Raw genomic sequence first — 19,814 nt, 5'->3', positions numbered from 1 at the left:
CTCGGAGCCGGGGTCAGGTACTGCGCTCAGTGAGGACCAGGGCCATGGTCTCGAGGTCCTCCAGACAGGCAGAGTTAAGGCCCTCCTGAGCACGCAGGCGTTCCAGCGCCTGGTAGCCGGCCTGCCGGTGGGCCTGGATCTGCTTCTCGTGGGCTGCCCGGGCACCGCAGTCCTCAATGACCTGGGCGGCGCGGGAGACCTCGGCCTCACCGGCCGCACGGTTGGCCAGGACCTGCTCCAGGACGCGTCTGCCCGCCTCGTCGGTGCGCCCCCAGGCCAGAGCCAGCATCACCGTGCGCTTGCCCTCACGCAGGTCGTCCCCGGCGGGCTTGCCTGTCAGTGCTGGGTCACCGTAGACACCTAGGTCGTCGTCGCGCAGCTGGAAGGCGATGCCGATCTCCTCGCCAAAGTCCCGCAGGTGGTCCAGGAGGGCGGAGCCGGGCCGTGCCCCAGCCAGGAGCGCTCCGATGACAAGGGGGTGCTGTACGGAGTAGCGGGCCGACTTGTGCCGGACCACCGCCAGGGCGCTGGCGTGCATCCTGGCCGAGGCTCGCAGAGGGTCCTCCTGCCGGGGCAGGGGCAGGGCCTGGGAGCGCACGTCCAGGAACTGGCCCAGGGCGACCTCGGTCGTCATGGCGTCGAAGGCCGCGCGGGCCTGCTCCCCCGCAGCCGTGCCCGCCAGCGGGGTGGCCGTGGCGCGTCCCATCTCTTCCCCGGCTAGCGACAGCAGGAGGTCTCCCAGGAGGATTGCCGCGCTGGTACCAAAGTCCTCCGCCTCACCCAGCCAGCGGCTGGCTGTGTGGGTGCGGGCGAACACTCTGTGGGAGGCAGGCTGGCCTCGCCGCCTGGGTGCCGCGTCCATGACGTCGTCGTGGACCAGCGCGCTGGCCTGGTAGAGCTCCAGCGCAGCGGCCAGGTGGATGGCCTGGGGGCTGGTCAGTGCCTGGGGCCGGAGGGTGTGCGGTGCCAGGAGGGCGGTGCCGACGGCCCCTAGGACGGCCCGCATGCGCTTGCCGCCGCCAAGAGCCTGGGACGCCGCGTCGAGCATGTGCTCCCCGGCGTCTCCTAGGTCGTCCCACCGGTAGCAGCAGTCGGCCAGCAGCTGGTTGAGCCGGGACTCCACGGCCTCGCGTATGACGGTCAGCGGCTCGGGAAGGTCAGGCATGGGCACAGGGTAGCCGGATCGGGGGCGCGGGGGAGGTGCCCAGGTGCCTGGAGGCCAGCCGCCTCGGGCGGGAGCAGGACGGGGTACGGGTGCCCCACGCGGCGTCCTAGGGAATAAACGCTACAATCTGTCAGTTGCTTGTTCGTAGCGACAGTTGGGCATCAGTTGACGGCTGTAGCCCACTGCCCGCCGTAAGCCCGCTCACGCGAAAGGAGCCCTGTGGCTTCCACACTGACGCGTACCCGCGTCGCGCTCACCGACGACGTCAACGAGACCGTTGATGACTTCGACCTTGACGACGAGGCAGAGGAGGACCTGGACGAGGTCCTAGACAACGACTCCGAGGACTCCGAGGACTCCGAGGATCCTGACGACTCCGACGACGACCTTGCGGACGACCCGGTGGGCGCCGGGGAGGGCTTCGAGGACGCTGAGGGCACGGAGGACGCGGCCTCCGCGGAGGATGGCCACGATGACCGGGAGGAGCCGCGTCCCGAGCTGCGGGACTACTACCTTGACGTCACCCTCGAGACCGATGGTGACGGCTCCAAGCGCAGCCCTTTCAACACTCCTGCCTCGCTCAAGGGGGTGAGGCTAGCCCCTGGGGCCACGCTGTTCATCCGTTCCCGGACCGTGGTCGAGGACCTGGAGATCGCTGGCCACGGCACCATTGAGCAGCCCATCACGCTGGCTCCTTACGGGCACGGTCCCGTGCCGCGATTCGTCGTGGACGGCTCTGAGCCCATGGTCGCGCGCGAGTTCCTTGCCCTCAACGGCTACATCTTCAAGGGGTGGGTCATCAAGGGCATCAAGATGCAGCCCTCCATCGCCGCCCTGACCGGGGAGCTGGAGCGGATGCGTCGTGAGGAGGCGGAGAAGGCCGCCGCCAAGAAGGCTGGTCGGCGCTCCCGCGGGGACAAGGACGGCTCCTTCACCGTGTCAGACAGTGACGAGGCGGACGAGCCCGCCCAGCGTGTCGTGACAGCAGGCGCTACGGCGGACCCGGTCAAGGACTACCTCAAGCAGATCGGCAAGGTAGCTCTGCTCAACGCCGAGCAGGAGGTTGAGCTGGCCAAGCGCATTGAGGCGGGTCTGTACGCCGAGTACCGTCTCAGCGAGGAGGGCAATGACCTTCCCGCCAGGTTGCGCCGTGAGCTGCACTGGGTGGCTCAGGACGGCCAGCGGGCCAAGAACCATCTCCTGGAGGCCAACCTGCGTCTGGTGGTGTCGCTGGCCAAGCGCTACACCGGGCGCGGCATGCTGTTCCTGGATCTCATCCAGGAGGGTAACCTGGGGCTGATCCGTGCCGTGGAGAAGTTTGACTACACCAAGGGCTTTAAGTTCTCTACCTATGCCACCTGGTGGATCCGTCAGGCCATCACCCGGGCTATGGCGGACCAGGCTCGCACCATCCGCATCCCGGTCCACATGGTGGAGGTCATCAACAAGCTGGCCCGGGTCCAGCGCCAGATGCTGCAGGACCTGGGCCGTGAGCCCACGCCGGAGGAGCTGGCCGTGGAGCTGGACATGACCCCGGAGAAGGTAGTCGAGGTCCAGAAGTACGGTCGTGAGCCGATTTCCCTGCACACCCCCCTGGGGGAGGACGGTGACAGCGAGTTCGGTGACCTCATTGAGGACTCCGAGGCCGTGGTCCCTGCCGACGCGGTGAGCTTCACTCTCCTGCAGGAGCAGCTCCACGCCGTCCTGGACACCTTGTCGGAGAGGGAGGCGGGCGTGGTCTCCATGCGCTTCGGCCTCACCGACGGCCAGCCCAAGACCCTTGACGAGATCGGTAAGGTCTACGGGGTAACCCGGGAGCGCATCAGGCAGATAGAGTCCAAGACCATGTCCAAGCTGCGCCACCCTTCACGCAGCCAGGTGCTGAGGGACTACCTGGACTAGGCGAGGTGACGCACCGGCCGCAGCCCGGGGGCGGACGGTCCTCTGGCTGTCTTCTTCAGGACAGGGTACTGCACTGAAGTTGGTTGACGAGTTCCGGACCGCTTGTCACGAAAATAGGTGAAAACTGGCTTCCTGAAACGCCTGCGCTGCCTCCGTGGTCTGGGTTACGGTTTGGTTTATGCGGATGAGCAAGGAGGAGTGGTACCAGGCGTGGCTGCACGCGTCCCCGGAGTGGGTGGACGCGAACATGGACGACCTGGTGGAGGAGGGGTACGCGCCGATGGGTGTGGGTGCCCCGGTGACCCAGGAGCACGTGGGCTACTTCCAGAGCGTGCTTCCGGCCTCGGTGCTGCACCTGTGGGAGAGGTTCGGCTTCGAGGGCTTCGGGCAGGGTCGGTGGTGGTTCACTGATCCCTTCCGGTGGGCGCCGGTGGTCCAGGCGTGGCTGGAGGGCACCCCTGTGCCGTTCCCCAGCCAGCGGTGGTGGTGCCTGGCCCGGTCCGCGATGGGGACCATGGAGCTGTGGGGGGAGGTCTCCGGACCCGCGCTCACCGTGGAGCCGGTCCTGGGGCGTGTCTACCCTGACTCCGGCAGCGCCGGGGACATGGCTGACCCGGTGATGCGCGAGCGCAAGGGCGCCACCACCCTGGTCTCGGCGTCGGAGGACCTGGACGACGACGACACCGGGGTGCTGGTGGCCGACTGGGCCATAGACAACCTGGGTGTGCTGGGGGCTGACCAGGTCTACGGGCTGACCCCGGCCTACTGCTTCACCGGGAGGGTGAGCACCAGCCAGGTCGGCATCGAGGACGCGGTCGCCCACCTGGTCTTCCTGGCCCAGGCCCAGGACCACGTCCTGGGCCCCGACTTCTCCTCCGCAGCCGCACAGGCAGCCGCAGGCATTGCCGCAGGCGGCCCGGGCACCGGCGGCAGCGGCAGCGACGGGACAGGCGGCGGCCCGGGCGGGGATGGTGGCCCCGGTGACGAGGGGACGGGCGGGCCGGGGCGGGGTCGTGACGCCGGGGCGCTGGCGGGGACGGCCCCGCTGGCTCAGGCGCGGGGGTGGGCGCCCCACGGCCCCCGCCGCTGGTCCCGCAGGCAGCGGCAGTGTGGCCGGTGGTGGGCCGGTCCCCGGCCGCAGCGGTGGTGGTGGCCAGGCCCCTGGCCACGGGGGCGCGGCTTCCGCTTCCGCCCTGGTGGCTGGGGACATGTTCACCCCAGGGCGGGCTGGTGGGCAGGCGGTGCTGGTGTGGGAGGGGTCTGCTGCGGCGCCTGACAGCCCGCTGGCCTGGCACTCCAGGTCCCCGGTGGAGGTTTTCTTCCACACCGGCCACCAGCCCGCCACCCAGGAGCTGGCCTCCGAGTTCACCCGCCAGCTGGACCGACAGCTCAGTGCCCTGTCCCTGCTGTCGGCGGAGCGGCTGCTGGAGGGCATCCGCGCCTACCGAACCCAGGGACGCCAGCCCACCTCCACCAGCACCCGCAAGGACAAAAACTCTTTATGAGGAAGGTCGTGCGTGACCTGACTCGCGTGCACCGGCTCTCCCGGGAGGACGCGCGGGCCGCGACGCGGGAGGTGGACCGGGCGCTGGTGGTGCTCCACGAGTCCGACCAGGTCACCTTCGGCCCCTCCCGGCCCGCCACCACCACCGAGGGCTGGCCCTCCCTGGGCCACGGGGCGGTCAACTCCTCCATCGGCGGCCAGCAGCCTCCCGTGGCCACGGTCCTGGAGCAGGCCGCCCTGGCCGTCCCGGCCGACCAGAGGCCGCACGTGCGCCTGCTGGTGCGCGCGGTGCTGACAGACTCCCCCACCCTGGCCCAGGACCTGCGACACGGGCGCACCCACCTGGAGCCCCGCACCCAGGCCCAGAGGGACGCCACCAGCCCCCGGGGGCCACCCTGGACACCCGCCCACGTCGCCGCCACCATCGCCACCGGCCACCCACCCTGGCACCCACCACCCGCGCAAGAGCCCGCGCCCTCGGCCACGACCCGGCCCGGGGCCGGGCAGCCCCACCAGCCAGGCCAGCCCGGCCCCGCCACCACCCAGCCAGGCCCCACACGGACGGCCGCCACCACAGCGGGCCGCCCCAGACGGGCCAGCCGCCCCAGGCGGACAGGCCGGGCCAGCCGCCCCGGCCCCAGACCCGCGAGGAGGTCCTGGCCGACATCGAGGCCCGAGTGGCCCAGGCGGCCCGCCAGGGCAACCAGCCCCGGGCCGCGCGGGAGGCACTCGCCGGGACCGGCCCCGCCCGCACCGCCAGCCTGCGCGAGGCCTCCTTCCCCCACCCGCCCACCACCGCCGTACGAACGCCACCAGCACAGCCCCAGCCCCAGGCAGGCCAGCAGCCCCAGGCGGACAGGCCGGGCCAGCCGCCCCGGCCGCTGACCCGCGAGCAGGTCCTGGCCAGGATCACCGCAGCCACCCAGCAGCCCACCCAGCCCCCCACCCCACGCCAGACCCCTACCAGAAAACACCGACGCAACCGAGGCCTAGGCCGCTAAAACCCACCAACCCCACACACCCGCACCCACGCAGCCGCTCCTTCAGAGGTAACCCGTCTGCCGCCCCGGCCTGCCCGGAGCCTGACGGCCTGCCCAAGCCTTCCCCGGGACGGTGTGCGAGGCTCGGGTACGGGAGGGGAGCGCCGGGGCGTCGCTGCACGCACCCGAAGGTCGGAGAGTGGAAAACGGAAACCGGAAGAGCAGTGATCCCCCCGGCCTCCGGGGCCGGGGGGATCACGGACGTCAGTGCTGGACTGGGCTGGGTCAGTCAGTCCTGGGACAGGAGGCGGTCGGACTCATCCTGGACGAACAGGGCGCTGGCCTGCAGGGCGTCCGCGTGGGCGCGGCCGTGGTGGGCGCAGAAGAGGAGCTCTCCGGAGGCGAGGACCACCCGGACGTAGGCCTGGGCACCACAGGCGTCGCAGCGGTCAGCAGTCGTGAGGGGACGCCGGGCCTGGTCTGTGGAGGTGGTGCTGGCAGGGGCCGCCGCGGTCGCCTCGGTCGCGGCGGCGGTGGTCGTGCTCATTGCGTTCATGACCCCAATGACATCACGTCCAGCCAGGCGGATCCTACCCGGGAGGCCTCCTTCCGCCCCGGGCGCAGCACCTGTGCCCACGGCGAACGGTGGGAATCCGCGCGGTGGTCGAGCTCCTGCATCAGGCTCACCCTGCGGGTCGGCGCCCGGCAGAGGCGTACCTGCTGCGACTGCCCTGGCCCGGTCCTGGCGGCGCGGAGGCGTTCTACCTCCCTGTGGTGGGGCAGAACGCCTGTTCGACCCTGATCCGCTATGGTTCGCCCGTGCCCGCATCCAAGACCGCAACCAGCCGTACAGACAAGCCTGCCACCACGTCAGGCAGGTCTGAGCAGCCTGCTCAGACCTCCTACTCCGCCCGTCACCTCTCTGTCCTGGAGGGGCTGGAGGCTGTGCGCAAGCGCCCCGGCATGTACATCGGCTCCACCGACCAGCGCGGCCTCATGCACTGCGTCTGGGAGATCCTGGACAACGCCGTTGACGAGGCCCTGGAGGGCCACGGGGACGACATCACCCTGGCCGTCCACGACGACGGGTCGATCGAGGTGCGTGACAACGGCCGCGGCGTTCCAGTGGACGTCGAGCCCTCCTCTGGGCTGACAGGGGTGGAGCTGGTCTACACCAAGTTGCACGCGGGAGGGAAGTTCGGCGGGGGCTCCTACGGTGCCGCAGGCGGCCTCCACGGGGTGGGCGCCTCCGTGGTCAACGCCCTGGCGGCCCGCATGGACGTGGAGGTGGACCGGGGTGGCCAGACTTATGCCATGAGCTTCCGCCGGGGTGAGCCGGGGGTCTTCGACGACTCCGCCGGGCGCAGCCCGGAGTCTCCCTTCACCGGCTTTACCCAGGCCTCGCAGCTGCGTGTGGTCGGCAAGGTGAGGGCGGGTGTGACCGGCACCCGGGTCCGCTACTGGGCTGACCCTCAGATCTTCCCCAGGCCGACTGAGTTCGACGCCGGAGCGCTGCGAGCCCGGCTGCGCCAGACCAGCTTCCTGGTCCCCGGGCTCACCCTGCGCCTGGAGGACCACCGTCCCCAGGAGGAGGCGATGGCCGCCTCCTCCACGCCGGCGGCGGACGCTGGCGCCACCGACGACGCCGTCCACGAGCCCTCCCTGCGGGTAGCCACGACAGGCACACAAAGGAATGCTGCCAGTGTCGCGGATGCCGTGAAGGGCGTCAGGGTGGGTGATGGTGACCTGTTCTCCGCCAGCGGGCAGATTCACAGGGGCGGTAACGACACTACCCGTGGCAGCATCTCTGCCAGCAGCCCAGACACCGCCGAGGTCTTCCACGCCCGGGGCGGGACTGCTGACTTCGTGGACTTCCTGGCCTCCGACGGCTCCGTGACGGACACCTTCCGCCTGACGGGCCAGGGCACCTACACCGAGACCGTACAGCAGCTGGACGCGGGCGGTCACCTGCGCCCCGTCGAGGTCGAGCGGACCTGCCTCGTGGACGTGGCCCTGCGCTGGGGGGTCGGTTACGACACCACGGAGCGCTCCTTCGTCAACATCATCGCCACCCCGATGGGAGGCACGCACCTCAGCGGGTTCGAGCAGGCCCTGACCCGGGTGCTGCGCAAGCGCATCGAGGCGGACTCCCGGGCACTGAAGCTTACCTCCCGTGACGGGCGGGTCGAGAAGGACGACATCCTGGCGGGCCTGACCGCCGTGGTGACCGTGCGCGTACCCGAGCCCCAGTTCGAGGGCCAGACTAAGGAGGTGCTGGGCACGGCTCCCGTACGCCAGATCGTGGCCAGGGTGGTGGACACCGAGCTGACGGCCCTACTGACCTCCTCCAAGAGGGACCTCAAGGCCCAGGCCCGCTCCCTGGAGGAGAAGATCGTCGGGGAGATGCGCGCCCGGGTATCGGCACGCCTCCACAAGGAGATCACCCGGCGCAAGACGGCCCTGGAGACCTCCTCCCTGCCCGCCAAGCTGGCTGACTGCCGCAGCGACGACGTGGCGGCTTCTGAGCTCTTCATCGTCGAGGGTGACTCCGCCCTGGGAACAGCCAAGAACGCCCGTAACTCCGAGTTCCAGGCGCTGCTGCCGATCCGTGGGAAGATCCTCAACGTCCAGAAGGCCTCCCAGGCGGACATGCTGCGCAACGCCGAGTGCTCGGCCATCATCCAGGTGGTTGGGGCCGGATCCGGGCGGACCTTTGACATCGGCGCCTCGCGCTACGGCAAGGTCATCCTCATGACTGACGCCGACGTGGACGGCGCGCATATCCGCACCCTCCTGCTGACCCTCTTCTTCCGCTACATGCGCCCCATGATCGAGGCCGGGCGGGTCTTCGCCGCCGTCCCGCCCCTGCACCGTATCGAGGTGGCAGGCAGGGGGCGGCGTAAGAAGGAGGTCATCTACACCTACTCCGACGAGGAGCTGGTGACCACCCTCCAACGCCTGGAGCGCTCGGGGCGCAGCGTCAAGGAGCCCCAGCGCTACAAGGGCCTGGGGGAGATGGATGCCCACCAGCTGGCCGAGACCACGATGGAGCCCGAGCACCGCACCCTGCGGCGCATCACCCTGGCTGACGAGGCGGAGGTTGTCCGGGCGGAGTCCGTCTTCGAGCTCCTTATGGGCAGCTCGGTGGAGCCGCGCCGGGACTTTATTGTCCAGGGCGCCAGGGACGTGGACCGGGGGCGCATCGACGCCTGAGAACCTCTAGCAGGCCTCGGACAGGCGGTGGCAGCGACCAGACTGGTGACGACGCGTGGCGCGCTGAGTAGGTCGACGGGCTGGTACAGGCCGCAGGTAGGGAGGCCGTACTCGCCGTCCGACGGACCTGAGGTAGGCTTTGCCCCGGTCCTGCCCTGCCAGCCTTGATAGCCCCGGACACCTCCGACAGGTCCGGCCCTACCCGAAGGAGGGCGTCTTATGGCTCCAGTCTATGGTTCCCCTCGTGGCGGGGGCTGGTCCCCGTGGGCCATGCTGCGTCCCGGACCCCGGTCCTCGCTGTCGCGCCAGCTGTCGTGGATGCCGCTGAGCCCTGAGGACAACACCGAGCTCGCCGCTCTCATCTCCCGCGCAGAGACGGTGGACGACCCCCCCTACCGGACCACCGCCCAGGAGACCGCCGAGTACTTCATCGATCCCACCTACTCCGGTGTCGCAGGCCGCGACGAGGAGGGGGTCATGCGTGCCTTCGGGCTGGTACGTCTGCGCCCTGCTGGGGAGATCTACGCCTCCATGACCGGGGTCGTGGACCCGAGCAGGCGTGGGCAGGGGATCGGGCGCTCGCTGCTGCACTGGCAGGCTGAGCGGGCGCGCCACCTCGTAGGGGCCGAGCGGGCGGTCTCGCTGGCCGACTCCGCCGGTCCCAGGGCGCGGCACCAGCCTGCCCACGTGGTCACCACGGTCCTGGAGGGTGACGAGCGGATGCAGGAGCACCTGAGGCACATGGGCTTCGAGCCCCGCCGCTGGTACCGCGAGGTACGTCGCTCCCTGGCCCTGGACATCCCGGTGGTCCAGCTGGACGGCTTCCTGCGGGTCGAGCCGTGGACGCCCGAGATTGACGACGCTGTACGCCGGGCGCACAACCAGGCCATAGGAGAGGGCTGGGGCTCGCGGAGCCTGACCCCCGAGGAGTGGGCGCAGGGAGACGCCTACTTCGCGCCCCGCTGGAGCTTTGTCGCCATGGACCGCTCCGGCGACCGTGCCCGGGTGGCCGGCTACCTTCGCTCCAGCCGCTACGAGCAGGACTGGGAGGCTCTGGGCTGGACAGAGGGCTACACCGACATGCTGGGTGTGCTGCGTGACTACCGCAGCCGACGCGTGGGCTCGGCACTGCTGTGTGCCGCCATGCAGGCCTACGCGGTTGACGGCATGGAGTACGCGGCCGCAGGCGTGGACACGGACAACCCCTCAGGAGCGGTTGACCTGTACGAGTCCCTGGGCTACGAGCCCACGCGCGGGACAGTCCTCTACGTCCTGGACGTGTAGAGGCGGCTGGCACGTCAGACCTGGGCCGTGTGCTGGCGTGCCGCGGGGCGGGTAGGGGCTCCAGCCAGGCACACAGGCGCACTCCGCAGGGTCATCAGCCGGGTACCCGCAGCTCAGCCGACTCCGGTGACTGGCGAGTCTGGCTGGGTCCCCGAGCCGTCCCGGCGCTCGTCAGGCTCCGGCAGAGGGGTCGGTCTGCCGCCAGAGCGCACTGCCCTGACGGGGGCCACGCCGACCCACGCCAGCACCAGCTCATGCTCTCCGTGGAGGAAGCGGTGCGTGCGCACACCCGCCGTGGCACGTCCCTTGGCCGGGTAGCGGTCCAGGGGAGTGACCTTGACGCTGCCTCCGCCGGTGCCGGGCAGTGTCTGCCCGGCACCGGCGACGGTCACCACCACGGCCTCGGCAACCAGCTCCTCAGGGACGGCTCCGCCAAAGACCACCCGGGCTCCGGGGCGCAGGGAGATGCCTGCCATCCCGGCGGCGCCCCGACCCTGGGGCCGGACCCTGGCGGCCTGGAAGCGCAGCAGCTGGGCGTCGGAGGAGACCAGGGCGAGGAAGTCGGAGTCGGCGGCAGTGGTTGCGCACACCACCCGGTCCCCCTCGGACAGGGAGATGACCCCCCAGGTCTGGCCGTTGCGGGGCTCGTCCCCGGGACGTACCCGCTTGACCACGCCCTGGGCCGTCACGAGGACCACGGGGTCGGTCTGGGCGGGGCCTACGGGGACCAGCCCGACCACCTTCTCCCCGGAGGCGGTGTCTACCAGCTGGTGCACCGGTGCGCAGCCGGCCAGGGAGGGTGCCTCCCCGGTCCGCTCGACCTCTGGCACGGAGACCACGTCCATGAGGACGAGGCGCCCGGTGTCCGTCACGGCACCGACCGTGCCGCGCGTCGTGGCTGGGACCTGGGAGGTCAGGGCGTCGTGCGGGCGACGGGCACCGGTGCGGGCTACCGGCTCAGGGCCGCTGGTGCGCGCGACCAGGCCTGTGGCGGACAGGAGCACCTGACAGGGTACGTCGGGGACAGTCAGGGGTACCTGCGTGCTACCGGCCGTGAGTGCCACCGCCTGGTGCCGGGGGGCTGAGCCTGGTCCTCCCCCCGCCTCTGCCCTGTCCGAGACCTGGGCGGCCCCCACGACGTCCTCGCCGGAGGACTCCAGCAGCACGGTGCGCCGTGGCGTGCCGAACTCCTCGGCCACGGCGGCCAGCTCGCGGGAGACCACGTCGCGCAGCAGGGCCTCGTCAGCCAGCACCGCCTCCAGTCTGCCGATCTCCCGGGCCAGCTCCTCCTTCTCCTTCTCCAGCTCGATAACGGAGTACCTGGTGAGCCGACGCAGCTGGAGCTCCAGGATGTAGGCCGCCTGAACCTCGGTGAGGTCAAAGACCTGCTGGAGCCTGGTGCGTGCGGCCTCGGCGTCCTGGGAGGAGCGGATGACGGCAATGACCTCGTCGATGTCCAGGATGGCGATGAGCAGGCCGTCAACCAGGTGCGCCCGCTCACGGCGCCGTTCCAGTCGGAACCGGGTGCGGCGGGTGACGACCTCGGTGCGGTGGCGCAGGAACACCTCCAGGAGCCCGCGCAGCCCCAGAGTGCGCGGCTGCCCCTCAACCAGGCACACGTTGTTGATCCCGAAGGAGTCCTCCAGCGGGGTGTGCCTGTAGAGCTGGGCGAGCACGGCCTCCGGGTTGTAGCCGTTCTTGACCCCCACGACCAGGCGGGTGCCGTTCTTGCGGTCGGTCAGGTCATTGACGTCGGTGACGCCCTGGAGCTTCTTGGAGGCCACGGCGTCCTTGATACGGGCGATGACCTTCTCCGGGCCCACCAGGTAGGGCAGCTCGGTGAAGACGATGCCCTTGCGGCGCGGCCCGATGGACTCGATGTGGGCGGTTGCACGGGTAAGGAACTTCCCCCGGCCTGTGCGGTAGGCCTCCCGGATGCCGTCCAGGCCGACGACCACACCCCCGGCGGGCAGGTCTGGCCCGGGCACCAGCGCCATGAGGTCCTCCAGGGTGGCCTCCGGGTGCTCCAGCAGGTGGCGGGCGGCGGCGACCACCTCCACCAGGTTGTGGGGAGGCATGTTCGTGGCCATGCCCACGGCGATTCCCGAGGCTCCGTTGACCAGGAGGTTAGGGAAGGCCGCGGGAAGGACGCCGGGCTCGGTGAGCGTGTAGTCGTAGTTGGGGGAGAAGTCGACCGTGTCCTCGTCGATGTCCGCCGTCAGCGCCAGCGCGGAGGCCGCCAGGCGGGCCTCGGTGTAGCGGGCCGCTGCGGGGCCGTCGTCCAGGGAGCCGAAGTTGCCGTGACCGTCCACCAGGGGCAGCCGCATCGTGAAGGGCTGGGCCTGGCGCACCAGGGCCTCGTAGATCGCGACGTCGCCGTGGGGGTGGAGGCGGCCCATGACGTCACCGACGACACGGGAGCACTTGACGTGAGGACGGTCCGGGCGCAGCCCCATGCGGTCCATCTGGAACAGGATCCGCCGCTGGACCGGCTTGAGGCCGTCACGGGCGTCAGGCAGGGCGCGGGCGTAGATGACGGAGTAGGCGTACTCCAGAAAGCTGGTGCGCATCTCCGTGGACAGGTCGAGCTCGACGATCTCTCCGTCGTCTGGGGGAGGGGCCTGGGTGGAGGCGGACTTCGACATAGGCGCATTGTCGCCACAGCCAGGGAAGGCTGTCACCACGACACCCGACCCGTGACCGCTCCAACGGAGGCGACGGGGCGCAGGTGGCACAATTCGGGCATGACTCCCACGCGACGACGGGCTTCCCACGACACCCACGCGGACGGCGCCCTGGCGCTGGAGGTGGAGCGCGCCGGCTACTACCCCGAGCTGGTCCTGGACACCCTGGCCCTGGCGGCTGGCGAGGAGGAGGTCACGATCAGCCTGGTCCACGCCGAGACCACGTTTGCCGACGCGGTCCACCGGCACCTCACCGTCCTGGCTCTGACCCCCAGCCGACTCATCGTCGTCCACGTCGACGACGCCCCGCGGGAGGACGGCCGCCCCGGCGCCCTGGCCACCTCTGAGGCCGTCCCGGTCAGTCGTGTCCGCTCGGTGGCCCTGACCCGGGGGGTCAGCGAGCCCGCAGCAGGGGGCGGGACCCTCACGGAGATGACGATCGCCGTCTCCTGGGGGGCGGTGCGCCGCATCGACCTGGAGCCTGTGACCTGCGGTGACCCGGACTGCCAGGCTGACCACGGGATGTCGGGAGTCCTGGCTCCTGACGACATCGCCCTGCGGATCGCCGCCGGTGTGGAGGGGGACGCTGCCCTGGCCCGCGCCGAGGCCTTTGCCCGAGCCCTGTCCCGGGCCACGGCTCAGGCTGCGGCAGGCTCGTGAGCGGCGATCCCGGGGGGAGCCGGTGCCCCCCGCGTACCCAGGACACGGCGGACACGGCACCGGGTGCAGTACCTGCGGTATCCGGCGCGCCCATCGGTGACGTGGTGCCTGGCGCTGCGACTCCCGCAGGCACGCAGCATGCGGGCCTGCGCCAGGTCCTGGCAGCCGCCGCTGTCGGCGCGGGCCTGGTGCTGGCCGACGTGGGCGACCCGGTCCTGGGTGAGGCCGTCCTGGCTCACGACCAGGCCCTCCGGTGCGCTCGTGCGTGGGGCCTGTCCGAACCAAGGCCGACTGTCGTCGTGCTGGTGGACGGGCTGGGTGCAGAGCTCCTGGACCAGCGGCGCGGGCACGCCCCGGTCCTGCGCCAGTGGTCCGCGCTAACCGGCTCCGGCACCGGGGCGGGGCTGACGACCTGCAGGCCGACGACCACGGCAGCCGCGCTGACCACCCTAGGCACGACCGCGCTGCCGGGCACGACCGGGATGGTGGGCTACTGCGTGCTCAACCCGCTTCTGGGCGGCCGCCTGCCCGAGGGGACCGTCCCCAGCGCGGACCAGCTGCTCAGCCTCGTCTCCTGGCAGGGAAGTGCCCTGGACCCCAGGTCCTGGCAGGACGTCCCGACAGTCTTTGAGCGGCTTCGCCGTGAGCCCGGGACCGCTCCGGGCAGGACCGGCCTAGCGGCAAGCGTGGGGCCCGCCCGCTTCGTCGGCTCCGGCCTCACCGAGGCGGCGCTGCGGGGCACGACCCACTTGGGGGCAGACCGTCTTGAGGAGCGCCCCGGACAGGCGGCCAGGGCGCTGCGGTCAGGTACTCCGCTGGTGTACCTCTACGTCGGTGAGCTTGACCACACCGGGCACCACCACGGCTGGCGCAGCCACCAGTGGCTGGAGCAGCTTGAGCGTCTTGACGCCGCGCTGGCAGAGCTGCAGCGCCGGGTACCGCCTGGTACCCGGCTCCTCCTGACAGCCGACCACGGCATGGTTGATACCGATGCCGCGCACAGGGTGGACCTGGCAGATCACCCCGACCTCGCTCGCGACGTGGTGGCCGTCGCCGGGGAGCCCCGGTTCACGCACCTGCACCTGCCGCACGCTGACGGGGCACTGGCTCAGGAGGTCGCCCAGCGCTGGCGCCAGCGGCTGGGGCCTCGCGCCGCCTGGGTCGGCACCCGGCAGGAGGCCGCCGTCCACCTCGGCCCCCTGGGGCCGAGGGCCCGTGACGTCACCGGTGACGTCGTGGTTGCTATGGAGGGCACCTGGGTCCTGGTGGACTCGCGTGTCCATTCCCAGGCCGCGCTGGCGATGCGCGGCGTCCACGGCTCCCTGACAAGGGCAGAGACGACTGTCCCGCTGATGACGACAGTCACCTGAGCCAGCAGCGGTAGGCCGGTAGACAGAAGAAGTGCACGGGGGCTAGCCGGAGGCTACTCCGGCTTGGCGCCGAAGACGATCTCGTCCCAGGAGGGGACGGAGCGTCGGGAGCGTCGTCTGGACCTGGGCGCGGGGGAGGCAGCCGTCTGGGCGGCAGAGGTCTGGGGGTCCGTGGCGAGGTTGGCACGGCTGCCCGCCCGGGTGGGGGCCGTGACTTCCGGTACCGGCTCGGTGTCAGGGTCCGCGGAGTCGGCAGGCACTCCGACGGCGGGGGTCTGCGAGGTGGGGTCGCTCGGCTCAGGTGCCGGGGCGAGGCGTGATCCTGCGCTGCCGCGACGCCGACGCTCGGACATGGAGTAGACCTGTGCACGGATGCCGGAGGTCTGGGTCCCGTCCTCCGCCGCGTACCCGGACTGTGGGGCCTCGGGGGCCTGGTCGGAGAACAGGAGCGCGTCCTGCGGGTCCTCTGCAGGCACCTCGACCTCCATGCGTCGTCCCCGGTTGGAGGCAAGGTCCGCCAGCAGGGCGTCGGTGGCGTCCAGGGTCGTGGCAGCCGAGGCGGGTCCGGCCGGGGAGCCGTTGCCAGGGGAGGCGGGCTCAGGGACGTGGGACGGTCCTGGCGCAGGCTGGGTGCCCTCGCCGAAGTCGTGCCGGACAGCCTCGTCAGGGCCGACCGAGTCCTGGGACGAGGGCGTCACGGCGGCGTGGTCGGGATGCTCCGCCCCGGGCGCACCAGCCCTCCCAGGCTCCTGGCCCCAGCGGGCCGAGGCCCCGGGGGCCTGAGAGTCCTGGTCGAAGACGGCGGGACGGCGCGAGGCGGAGGCGGCCTCGGTGAGCCAGCGGGCCTCGTCGTCCAGGGCGTGGACGGATCGGGCTGCCAGGTCCAGTGACCAGCGGGCGTGCTTCTCCTCTGCGGACTGGACGAAGGTCACCATGATGAGCCACGGGTCGCGGCCCTCACGCAAGGCGTCCCACTCCAGGCTGGAGGGGTTGACCCCTCGTGTCGCCAGACGGTCCACCACCAGGTCGCCCAGCAGCGGCGAGTCCTTCTCCCAGCCGATCCGGCAGGACTGAGCCTGGGTGACCGCCCACTGCCGCTCGGCGACCACCGGTCCCTCGTAGCGGCGCACATGCGCCACGTCCATCCCGGTGGCAACGGCGACCTCGGTGGCAGTGGCTCCGGCGCGCATGAGGGCCTGGAGCTGGCGGGGGCGAACGGGGGCGTCGGCAAGGACGGGAGTCGGCTGCGGCAGGACGGCGGCACGGTCACGGCGCACGGCAGCGCGCAGGGCGTCGTCGATGACGATGCTGTAGCGCTCACCGTTGGCGTCAGTCATGACGACCGTGTCCCCGTTGGCTCCCAGCAGCTCGAGCTCGACCATGGCTAGCCCTCCTCAGCGTCGTGACGGTACCGTGGCTCATGCGGCGGCTCGTGCCTTGCTTGTGAGGCGCCTGTGCACGCCCACACGACAGTCGTTCCCAGCCTGCCACCTCGAGACTGCCCACGGCGGGAGGCTGGGCGGTGTGCCTGCTGTGAGGCGTGCGCCCGGCAGGTGTCCTCCTCCCCCTGTTTTCTCTCCCCGGTTTCACTCTCCGGTTTCCTCCTTCATTCTGACTTGACGGCAGGTCCCTCGGTGCTATGGTGCGCGTGCCCTTCCCGGACGGGGCACAGCGGCACCACACCTGCGCCGCGAGGCTGCCCGCGCTGGTGAGATCCACCTGAGGTCTGGGAGCTAGATGAGAGCCGTCGAAAGAAAGAGTGACGAGGCCATGGCGACTGACTACGACGCCCCCCGCAAAAACGAGGACGAGCCCGAGGCCGATTCCATTGAGGAGCTCACTGCGCGGCAGAAGGACCAGTCGTCTGCCGCTATTGACGAGGACGAGAACGAGGCCGCTGAGGGCTTCGAGCTGCCCGGGGCGGACCTGTCCCGTGAGGAGCTGAAGGTCCACGTGGTGCCCCAGCTTGAAGACGAGTTCACCTGCTCGGAGTGCTTCCTGGTCCACCACCGCAGCCAGCTGGCCTACGTCGACGACGCCACGGGCCTGCCGGTATGTGCTGACTGTGCCGGCTGACGGCAGCCAGCGCGTCAGCATGAGGGACTGGCCGGGTCGTGCGCCTCGGGAGCCGCTGCCGCAGGCAGTGGTCCTCCCGGGGCGGGCGGCCAAGGACCCGCGTCTGTGGGCCAGCGTGGGCACAGGCATACTGACGGCCCTGCTGGCCCTGACTTACTGGTTCGGTACGCCCAGGCCTGCTCGAGGCCCCTACGCGCAGGACCAGCACCTTGAGACCGTCATCGCGGTCCGGCCCTACCTTCTTCCCTCCGTCTCCTGGCTGGTGCTAGGGGTGACCCTGATGGGCCTGTGCGTCACCCTCGCCGTCGCCAGCTCCTGGGCGGTGGCGAGGGTGTGGTCCGTGCACGCCGCCCGTCGGCCGGGCCTTGCCCAGCCTGGCAGGATCGTTCGCCTTCTGCCCGGGCTAGGGGTGGGCATGGCGGTGTCCGCAGTGGTGGGCGCTGCCCTCCTCCTGACCTGGCTCACCACCGGTCCCCAGGTGTCCGAGGTCTCCTGCCCGGAGCGTCCGGAGGGCTCCTGCGTACGGCTGGCGTGGGGCTGGACGGACCTTGACACGATCGTGTTTGACAGGCGCGGGCTGACCATGGTTCCTGTGCGCCTGGGCGGCAGCCAGTGAGCATCCAGTGAGCATGAGGTCTCCCGCCGGGCTGACGTGCCGGGCTGACGGTGCCGTGCTGTCACGCCTGGTGGGCAGGTCATCTCGGCGAAGGTCACCTGCGCCCGCCGTTCTGGTGCTGACTGCCGACCCTCGCAGGTGCGTCAGGGCCGGCTGGTGGGGCTTGTCCTAGACTTCGCCCAGAGCCTGTCCGCAGACCTCGTCCAGGGCCACGGTCCGCATTCGGGCCGGGCGTTCCTTACCTATACTCGTCGAGCTCAGGAGATCCGCATGGGACTGTTCTCACGTCGTCGTGAAGACCGCCGTGACCACGACAGCCGTCGCGCTGGAGACGACTCGAAGGCCTCGACACGGCAGGCCTCACGCCCCTCCGGGCAGGTGGATCCCGCTGCGGCCAGGACCGCAGCGCCCGCCGAGGGCGATTCCGCCTCCTCATCCACGCAGGGGCCCTGGGACGCCGCGAACCTGCCCAAGGAGCAGGAGGAGGTCACACGGGTGGACCTGGGCGCCCTGCGCGTCCCGGCCGTGGACGGTATGCAGGTCCGGCTGGAGCAGGCTCCCGGCGGCGTGCTCACCGCCGCCGTCCTTGCCCTGGGAGGCTCCTCCCTGGAGCTGCGTGCCTTTGCCGCGCCCAAGAGTTCGGGCGTGTGGGACGAACTGCGTGCCGACATCGCCCAGAGCCTGTCCGGGGCCGGGGCCAGGTACCAGGAGGTCGAGGGTGACTACGGGACCGAGGTCCTGGCCCAGATCCCCATGCGCGCCCCTGACGGGGCCACCTCGATGGGCACGGTGCGTTTCATCGGTGTCGACGGGCCCCGCTGGTTCCTGCGTGCGGTGCTTCAGGGGCCGGCCGCCTCCAGCACCGACCCGTCCGAGGAGCTGCGTGAGGTGCTGCGCCGCACCGTCGTCGTGCGTGACGAGCAGGCGCGGCCTCCGCGTGAGGTGCTGCCGCTGCACGCCCCGGGCGCGGCTGCCGCTCCGGAGGCCGAGGAGCTGCCGGGGCTGGACCCGTTGGCTCCCGGGCCGACGGTTGCCGAGGTGCGGTAGGCGCGTCGATCATATGGGTGTCTTCAGCGCGGTGCTCAGGGCTGTGCGCGGGGCCTGGCGCCACGGCGGCGCGCGGCAGCCAGAGGAGGGGGCCTCGGGGGAGACAGCGCTCTACCCCGGCACCCAGGCTGTCGCCGAGGTCCTGGTGCGGCGCAGAGCACGGGTCTGTGGTGTGCTGCAGGCCGTGACCTACAGCCCTGCGGTGGGCAGGCCGCTGCTGATAGGGCACCTGTTCGACGGCACGGGTCGCCTGGACCTGGTGTGGCTGGGGCAGCGACGCGTCGTAGGTATCGACCCCGGTCAGTGGCTGGTGGCCGAGGGCACGGTCGCTGACGGCAGCCCTCGTCCCCGTATCTACAATCCCGCCTACGAGCTTCTCGGGACGCCCCCTGAACCGTACCGTGACTGCTATCGTGGCTGCCGAGCCGTACCAGGGCCATGAGGAACCATGGGGAAACGTAAGAAACCGTGAGGAACCGTGAGGAACAAGGCCGCGAGGACAGGAGACTGGGACGACACGATGACAACGACGACAGGTACTCCCTCCTCCGGCGGCACGCCCTCTCCCGGCTTTGTCGGTCCGGTCGGCGGTGTCCGCCCATCCTCGGGGGGCAGCGGACTGGGCGCTGTCGGTGCGGAGCGCTTTGACGCCCTGGCGGCGGTGGGCGGACTGCGGGGGATCGCCGAGTCCGCGGTGCCCACGGTCGTCTTCGTGCTGGTTTTGGCACTGCGGCCCCAGGCGCTGGTACCTGCCCTGCTCGTCTCCCTGGGCGTCAGTGCCCTGGCCCTGGTCCTGCGGCTGCTGCAGCGCCAGGGCACGACCCAGGCGGTAGGCGGGGTCGTCCTGGTCCTGGTGTCTGCGGTGTGGGCCTGGCGCAGCGGCGAGGCCTCGAACTTCTACGCCACCGGCCTGGTCATCAACGGTGTGTGGTTGGTCGCCTGCCTCGGCTCGCTCGTGGCTGGCTGGCCCCTCGTCGGTGTCGCGGTGTCCGCGGTCTCATCCTCGGTATCCTCCTCCGCGTCTACCTCTACGAGGTCCTCCCCTGCGACGGGGGTGATGGGCTGGCGGTCCGACCCGGGCCAGCGCGGGCTGCGGCACCGCTACCGGCTGGGGACCGCCGTCCTGGCTGCGATGTTCTGCCTGCGGCTGGTTGTCGAGGTTCCCCTGTACCTGGCGGGCGACTCGGCGGTGTCGGCGCTGGGAGTCGCCAGGCTCGTCCTGGGGGTGCCGCTGTTCGCCCTGACCCTGTGGCTGGTGTGGCTGCTGGTTGCTCCGGGTCGTCAGGCCTCGTAGCCGACCTCCTGCCGCGGGC

17 protein-coding genes are annotated in these 19,814 nt (G+C 70.9%); 13 read left to right on the top strand and 4 right to left on the bottom strand.

The features are described 5' to 3' along the window. Window positions 1-13: 13 nt before the first annotated feature. Window positions 14-1,165: a polyprenyl synthetase family protein gene (locus D5R93_RS07380; protein ID WP_119835166.1), complete on the bottom strand. Its 1,152-nt coding sequence runs from the start codon at window positions 1,163-1,165 to the stop codon at window positions 14-16. Between the two features lie 219 nt (window positions 1,166-1,384). Between D5R93_RS07380 and D5R93_RS14055 the strand changes: the two genes are divergently transcribed. From D5R93_RS14055 to D5R93_RS14520, 4 genes are all read left to right on the top strand, one after another. After that, on the top strand, window positions 1,385-3,067 hold the full coding sequence (locus D5R93_RS14055; RefSeq protein WP_120204576.1) for an RNA polymerase sigma factor: 1,683 nt from the start codon (window positions 1,385-1,387) through the stop codon (window positions 3,065-3,067). Between the two features lie 178 nt (window positions 3,068-3,245). Further along, complete coding sequence (locus D5R93_RS07370) at window positions 3,246-4,343, top strand: GAD-like domain-containing protein (RefSeq protein ID WP_120204574.1); 1,098 nt, start codon at window positions 3,246-3,248, stop codon at window positions 4,341-4,343. 31 nt (window positions 4,344-4,374) lie between these two features. Beyond that, window positions 4,375-4,572 (top strand): polymorphic toxin type 15 domain-containing protein, encoded by a 198-nt coding sequence (locus D5R93_RS14525; protein WP_162933879.1) that lies wholly within the window; start codon window positions 4,375-4,377, stop codon window positions 4,570-4,572. Continuing rightward, window positions 4,569-5,456 (top strand): polymorphic toxin type 15 domain-containing protein, encoded by an 888-nt coding sequence (locus D5R93_RS14520; RefSeq protein WP_120204570.1) that lies wholly within the window; start codon window positions 4,569-4,571, stop codon window positions 5,454-5,456. Before D5R93_RS14525 ends, D5R93_RS14520 begins: the two co-directional genes overlap by 4 nt. Before the next feature lie 384 nt (window positions 5,457-5,840). Here the strand turns inward: D5R93_RS14520 and D5R93_RS07355 are convergent, their stop codons facing one another. After that, window positions 5,841-6,107: a DUF7455 domain-containing protein gene (locus D5R93_RS07355; protein WP_182911301.1), complete on the bottom strand. Its 267-nt coding sequence runs from the start codon at window positions 6,105-6,107 to the stop codon at window positions 5,841-5,843. Between the two features lie 263 nt (window positions 6,108-6,370). On the opposite strand from D5R93_RS07355, the gene D5R93_RS07350 reads away from it, so the two are divergent. Together D5R93_RS07350 and D5R93_RS07345 are read left to right on the top strand one after the other, a co-directional pair. Beyond that, window positions 6,371-8,764, top strand: coding sequence for a DNA gyrase/topoisomerase IV subunit B (locus tag D5R93_RS07350; protein ID WP_396027211.1), 2,394 nt, complete (start codon window positions 6,371-6,373; stop codon window positions 8,762-8,764). Window positions 8,765-8,983: 219 nt separating this feature from the next. Then, window positions 8,984-10,048 carry a GNAT family N-acetyltransferase gene (locus tag D5R93_RS07345; RefSeq protein ID WP_119835161.1) on the top strand — a complete coding sequence of 355 codons (1,065 nt, stop codon included), beginning with the start codon at window positions 8,984-8,986 and terminating at the stop codon, window positions 10,046-10,048. Window positions 10,049-10,161: 113 nt separating this feature from the next. Here the strand turns inward: D5R93_RS07345 and D5R93_RS07340 are convergent, their stop codons facing one another. Next, window positions 10,162-12,693: a DNA gyrase/topoisomerase IV subunit A gene (locus tag D5R93_RS07340; RefSeq protein WP_119835160.1), complete on the bottom strand. Its 2,532-nt coding sequence runs from the start codon at window positions 12,691-12,693 to the stop codon at window positions 10,162-10,164. Window positions 12,694-12,792: 99 nt separating this feature from the next. Between D5R93_RS07340 and D5R93_RS07335 the strand changes: the two genes are divergently transcribed. Next, entirely contained in the window at window positions 12,793-13,392 is a 600-nt protein-coding gene (locus D5R93_RS07335; RefSeq protein WP_120204568.1) for a DUF5998 family protein, read from the top strand. 92 nt (window positions 13,393-13,484) lie between these two features. Then, window positions 13,485-14,762: an alkaline phosphatase family protein gene (locus tag D5R93_RS07330; protein ID WP_205570129.1), complete on the top strand. Its 1,278-nt coding sequence runs from the start codon at window positions 13,485-13,487 to the stop codon at window positions 14,760-14,762. Window positions 14,763-14,815: 53 nt separating this feature from the next. Here D5R93_RS07330 and sepH read toward each other — a convergent pair whose 3' ends face one another. Then, window positions 14,816-16,144, bottom strand: coding sequence for a septation protein SepH (gene sepH, locus D5R93_RS07325; protein ID WP_120204566.1), 1,329 nt, complete (start codon window positions 16,142-16,144; stop codon window positions 14,816-14,818). Between the two features lie 388 nt (window positions 16,145-16,532). Here sepH and D5R93_RS07320 point away from each other — a divergent pair, with 388 nt between their 5' ends. From D5R93_RS07320 to D5R93_RS07300, 5 genes are all read left to right on the top strand, one after another. Beyond that, entirely contained in the window at window positions 16,533-16,838 is a 306-nt protein-coding gene (locus D5R93_RS07320) for a DUF4193 domain-containing protein (protein ID WP_119835157.1), read from the top strand. Between the two features lie 19 nt (window positions 16,839-16,857). Then, a complete protein-coding gene (locus D5R93_RS07315) occupies window positions 16,858-17,454 on the top strand; it encodes a hypothetical protein (protein ID WP_162933878.1) in 597 nt (198 codons plus the stop codon). 270 nt (window positions 17,455-17,724) lie between these two features. Continuing rightward, entirely contained in the window at window positions 17,725-18,501 is a 777-nt protein-coding gene (locus D5R93_RS07310; protein WP_119835155.1) for a DUF3710 domain-containing protein, read from the top strand. 13 nt (window positions 18,502-18,514) lie between these two features. Continuing rightward, window positions 18,515-18,943, top strand: a complete 429-nt coding sequence (locus tag D5R93_RS07305; RefSeq protein ID WP_119835154.1) for a single stranded DNA-binding domain-containing protein — start codon at window positions 18,515-18,517, stop codon at window positions 18,941-18,943. Window positions 18,944-19,021: 78 nt separating this feature from the next. After that, window positions 19,022-19,795, top strand: coding sequence for a DUF3159 domain-containing protein (locus D5R93_RS07300; RefSeq protein WP_120204562.1), 774 nt, complete (start codon window positions 19,022-19,024; stop codon window positions 19,793-19,795). Window positions 19,796-19,814 lie beyond the last annotated feature (19 nt).

The organism is Actinomyces lilanjuaniae (assembly GCF_003606385.1).
In the GTDB taxonomy this organism is placed as follows: Bacteria; Actinomycetota; Actinomycetes; order Actinomycetales; family Actinomycetaceae; genus Actinomyces; species Actinomyces lilanjuaniae.
This window is presented reverse-complemented; position numbering and strand designations above follow the sequence as displayed.

What these genes read in the sequence shown, in the direction of transcription:
- D5R93_RS07300 (WP_120204562.1), top strand. Translation starts at nt 19,022, where the DNA reads ATGACAACGACGACAGGTACTCCCTCCTCCGGCGGCACGCCCTCTCCC.
- D5R93_RS07315 (WP_162933878.1), top strand. Translation starts at nt 16,858, where the DNA reads ATGAGGGACTGGCCGGGTCGTGCGCCTCGGGAGCCGCTGCCGCAGGCA.
- D5R93_RS07310 (WP_119835155.1), top strand. Translation starts at nt 17,725, where the DNA reads ATGGGACTGTTCTCACGTCGTCGTGAAGACCGCCGTGACCACGACAGC.
- D5R93_RS07345 (WP_119835161.1), top strand. Translation starts at nt 8,984, where the DNA reads ATGGCTCCAGTCTATGGTTCCCCTCGTGGCGGGGGCTGGTCCCCGTGG.
- sepH (WP_120204566.1), bottom strand. Translation starts at nt 16,144, where the DNA reads ATGGTCGAGCTCGAGCTGCTGGGAGCCAACGGGGACACGGTCGTCATG.
- D5R93_RS07340 (WP_119835160.1), bottom strand. Translation starts at nt 12,693, where the DNA reads ATGTCGAAGTCCGCCTCCACCCAGGCCCCTCCCCCAGACGACGGAGAG.
- D5R93_RS07305 (WP_119835154.1), top strand. Translation starts at nt 18,515, where the DNA reads ATGGGTGTCTTCAGCGCGGTGCTCAGGGCTGTGCGCGGGGCCTGGCGC.
- D5R93_RS07380 (WP_119835166.1), bottom strand. Translation starts at nt 1,165, where the DNA reads ATGCCTGACCTTCCCGAGCCGCTGACCGTCATACGCGAGGCCGTGGAG.
- D5R93_RS07320 (WP_119835157.1), top strand. Translation starts at nt 16,533, where the DNA reads ATGGCGACTGACTACGACGCCCCCCGCAAAAACGAGGACGAGCCCGAG.
- D5R93_RS07335 (WP_120204568.1), top strand. Translation starts at nt 12,793, where the DNA reads ATGACTCCCACGCGACGACGGGCTTCCCACGACACCCACGCGGACGGC.
- D5R93_RS07355 (WP_182911301.1), bottom strand. Translation starts at nt 6,107, where the DNA reads ATGAACGCAATGAGCACGACCACCGCCGCCGCGACCGAGGCGACCGCG.
- D5R93_RS07370 (WP_120204574.1), top strand. Translation starts at nt 3,246, where the DNA reads ATGCGGATGAGCAAGGAGGAGTGGTACCAGGCGTGGCTGCACGCGTCC.
- D5R93_RS14520 (WP_120204570.1), top strand. Translation starts at nt 4,569, where the DNA reads ATGAGGAAGGTCGTGCGTGACCTGACTCGCGTGCACCGGCTCTCCCGG.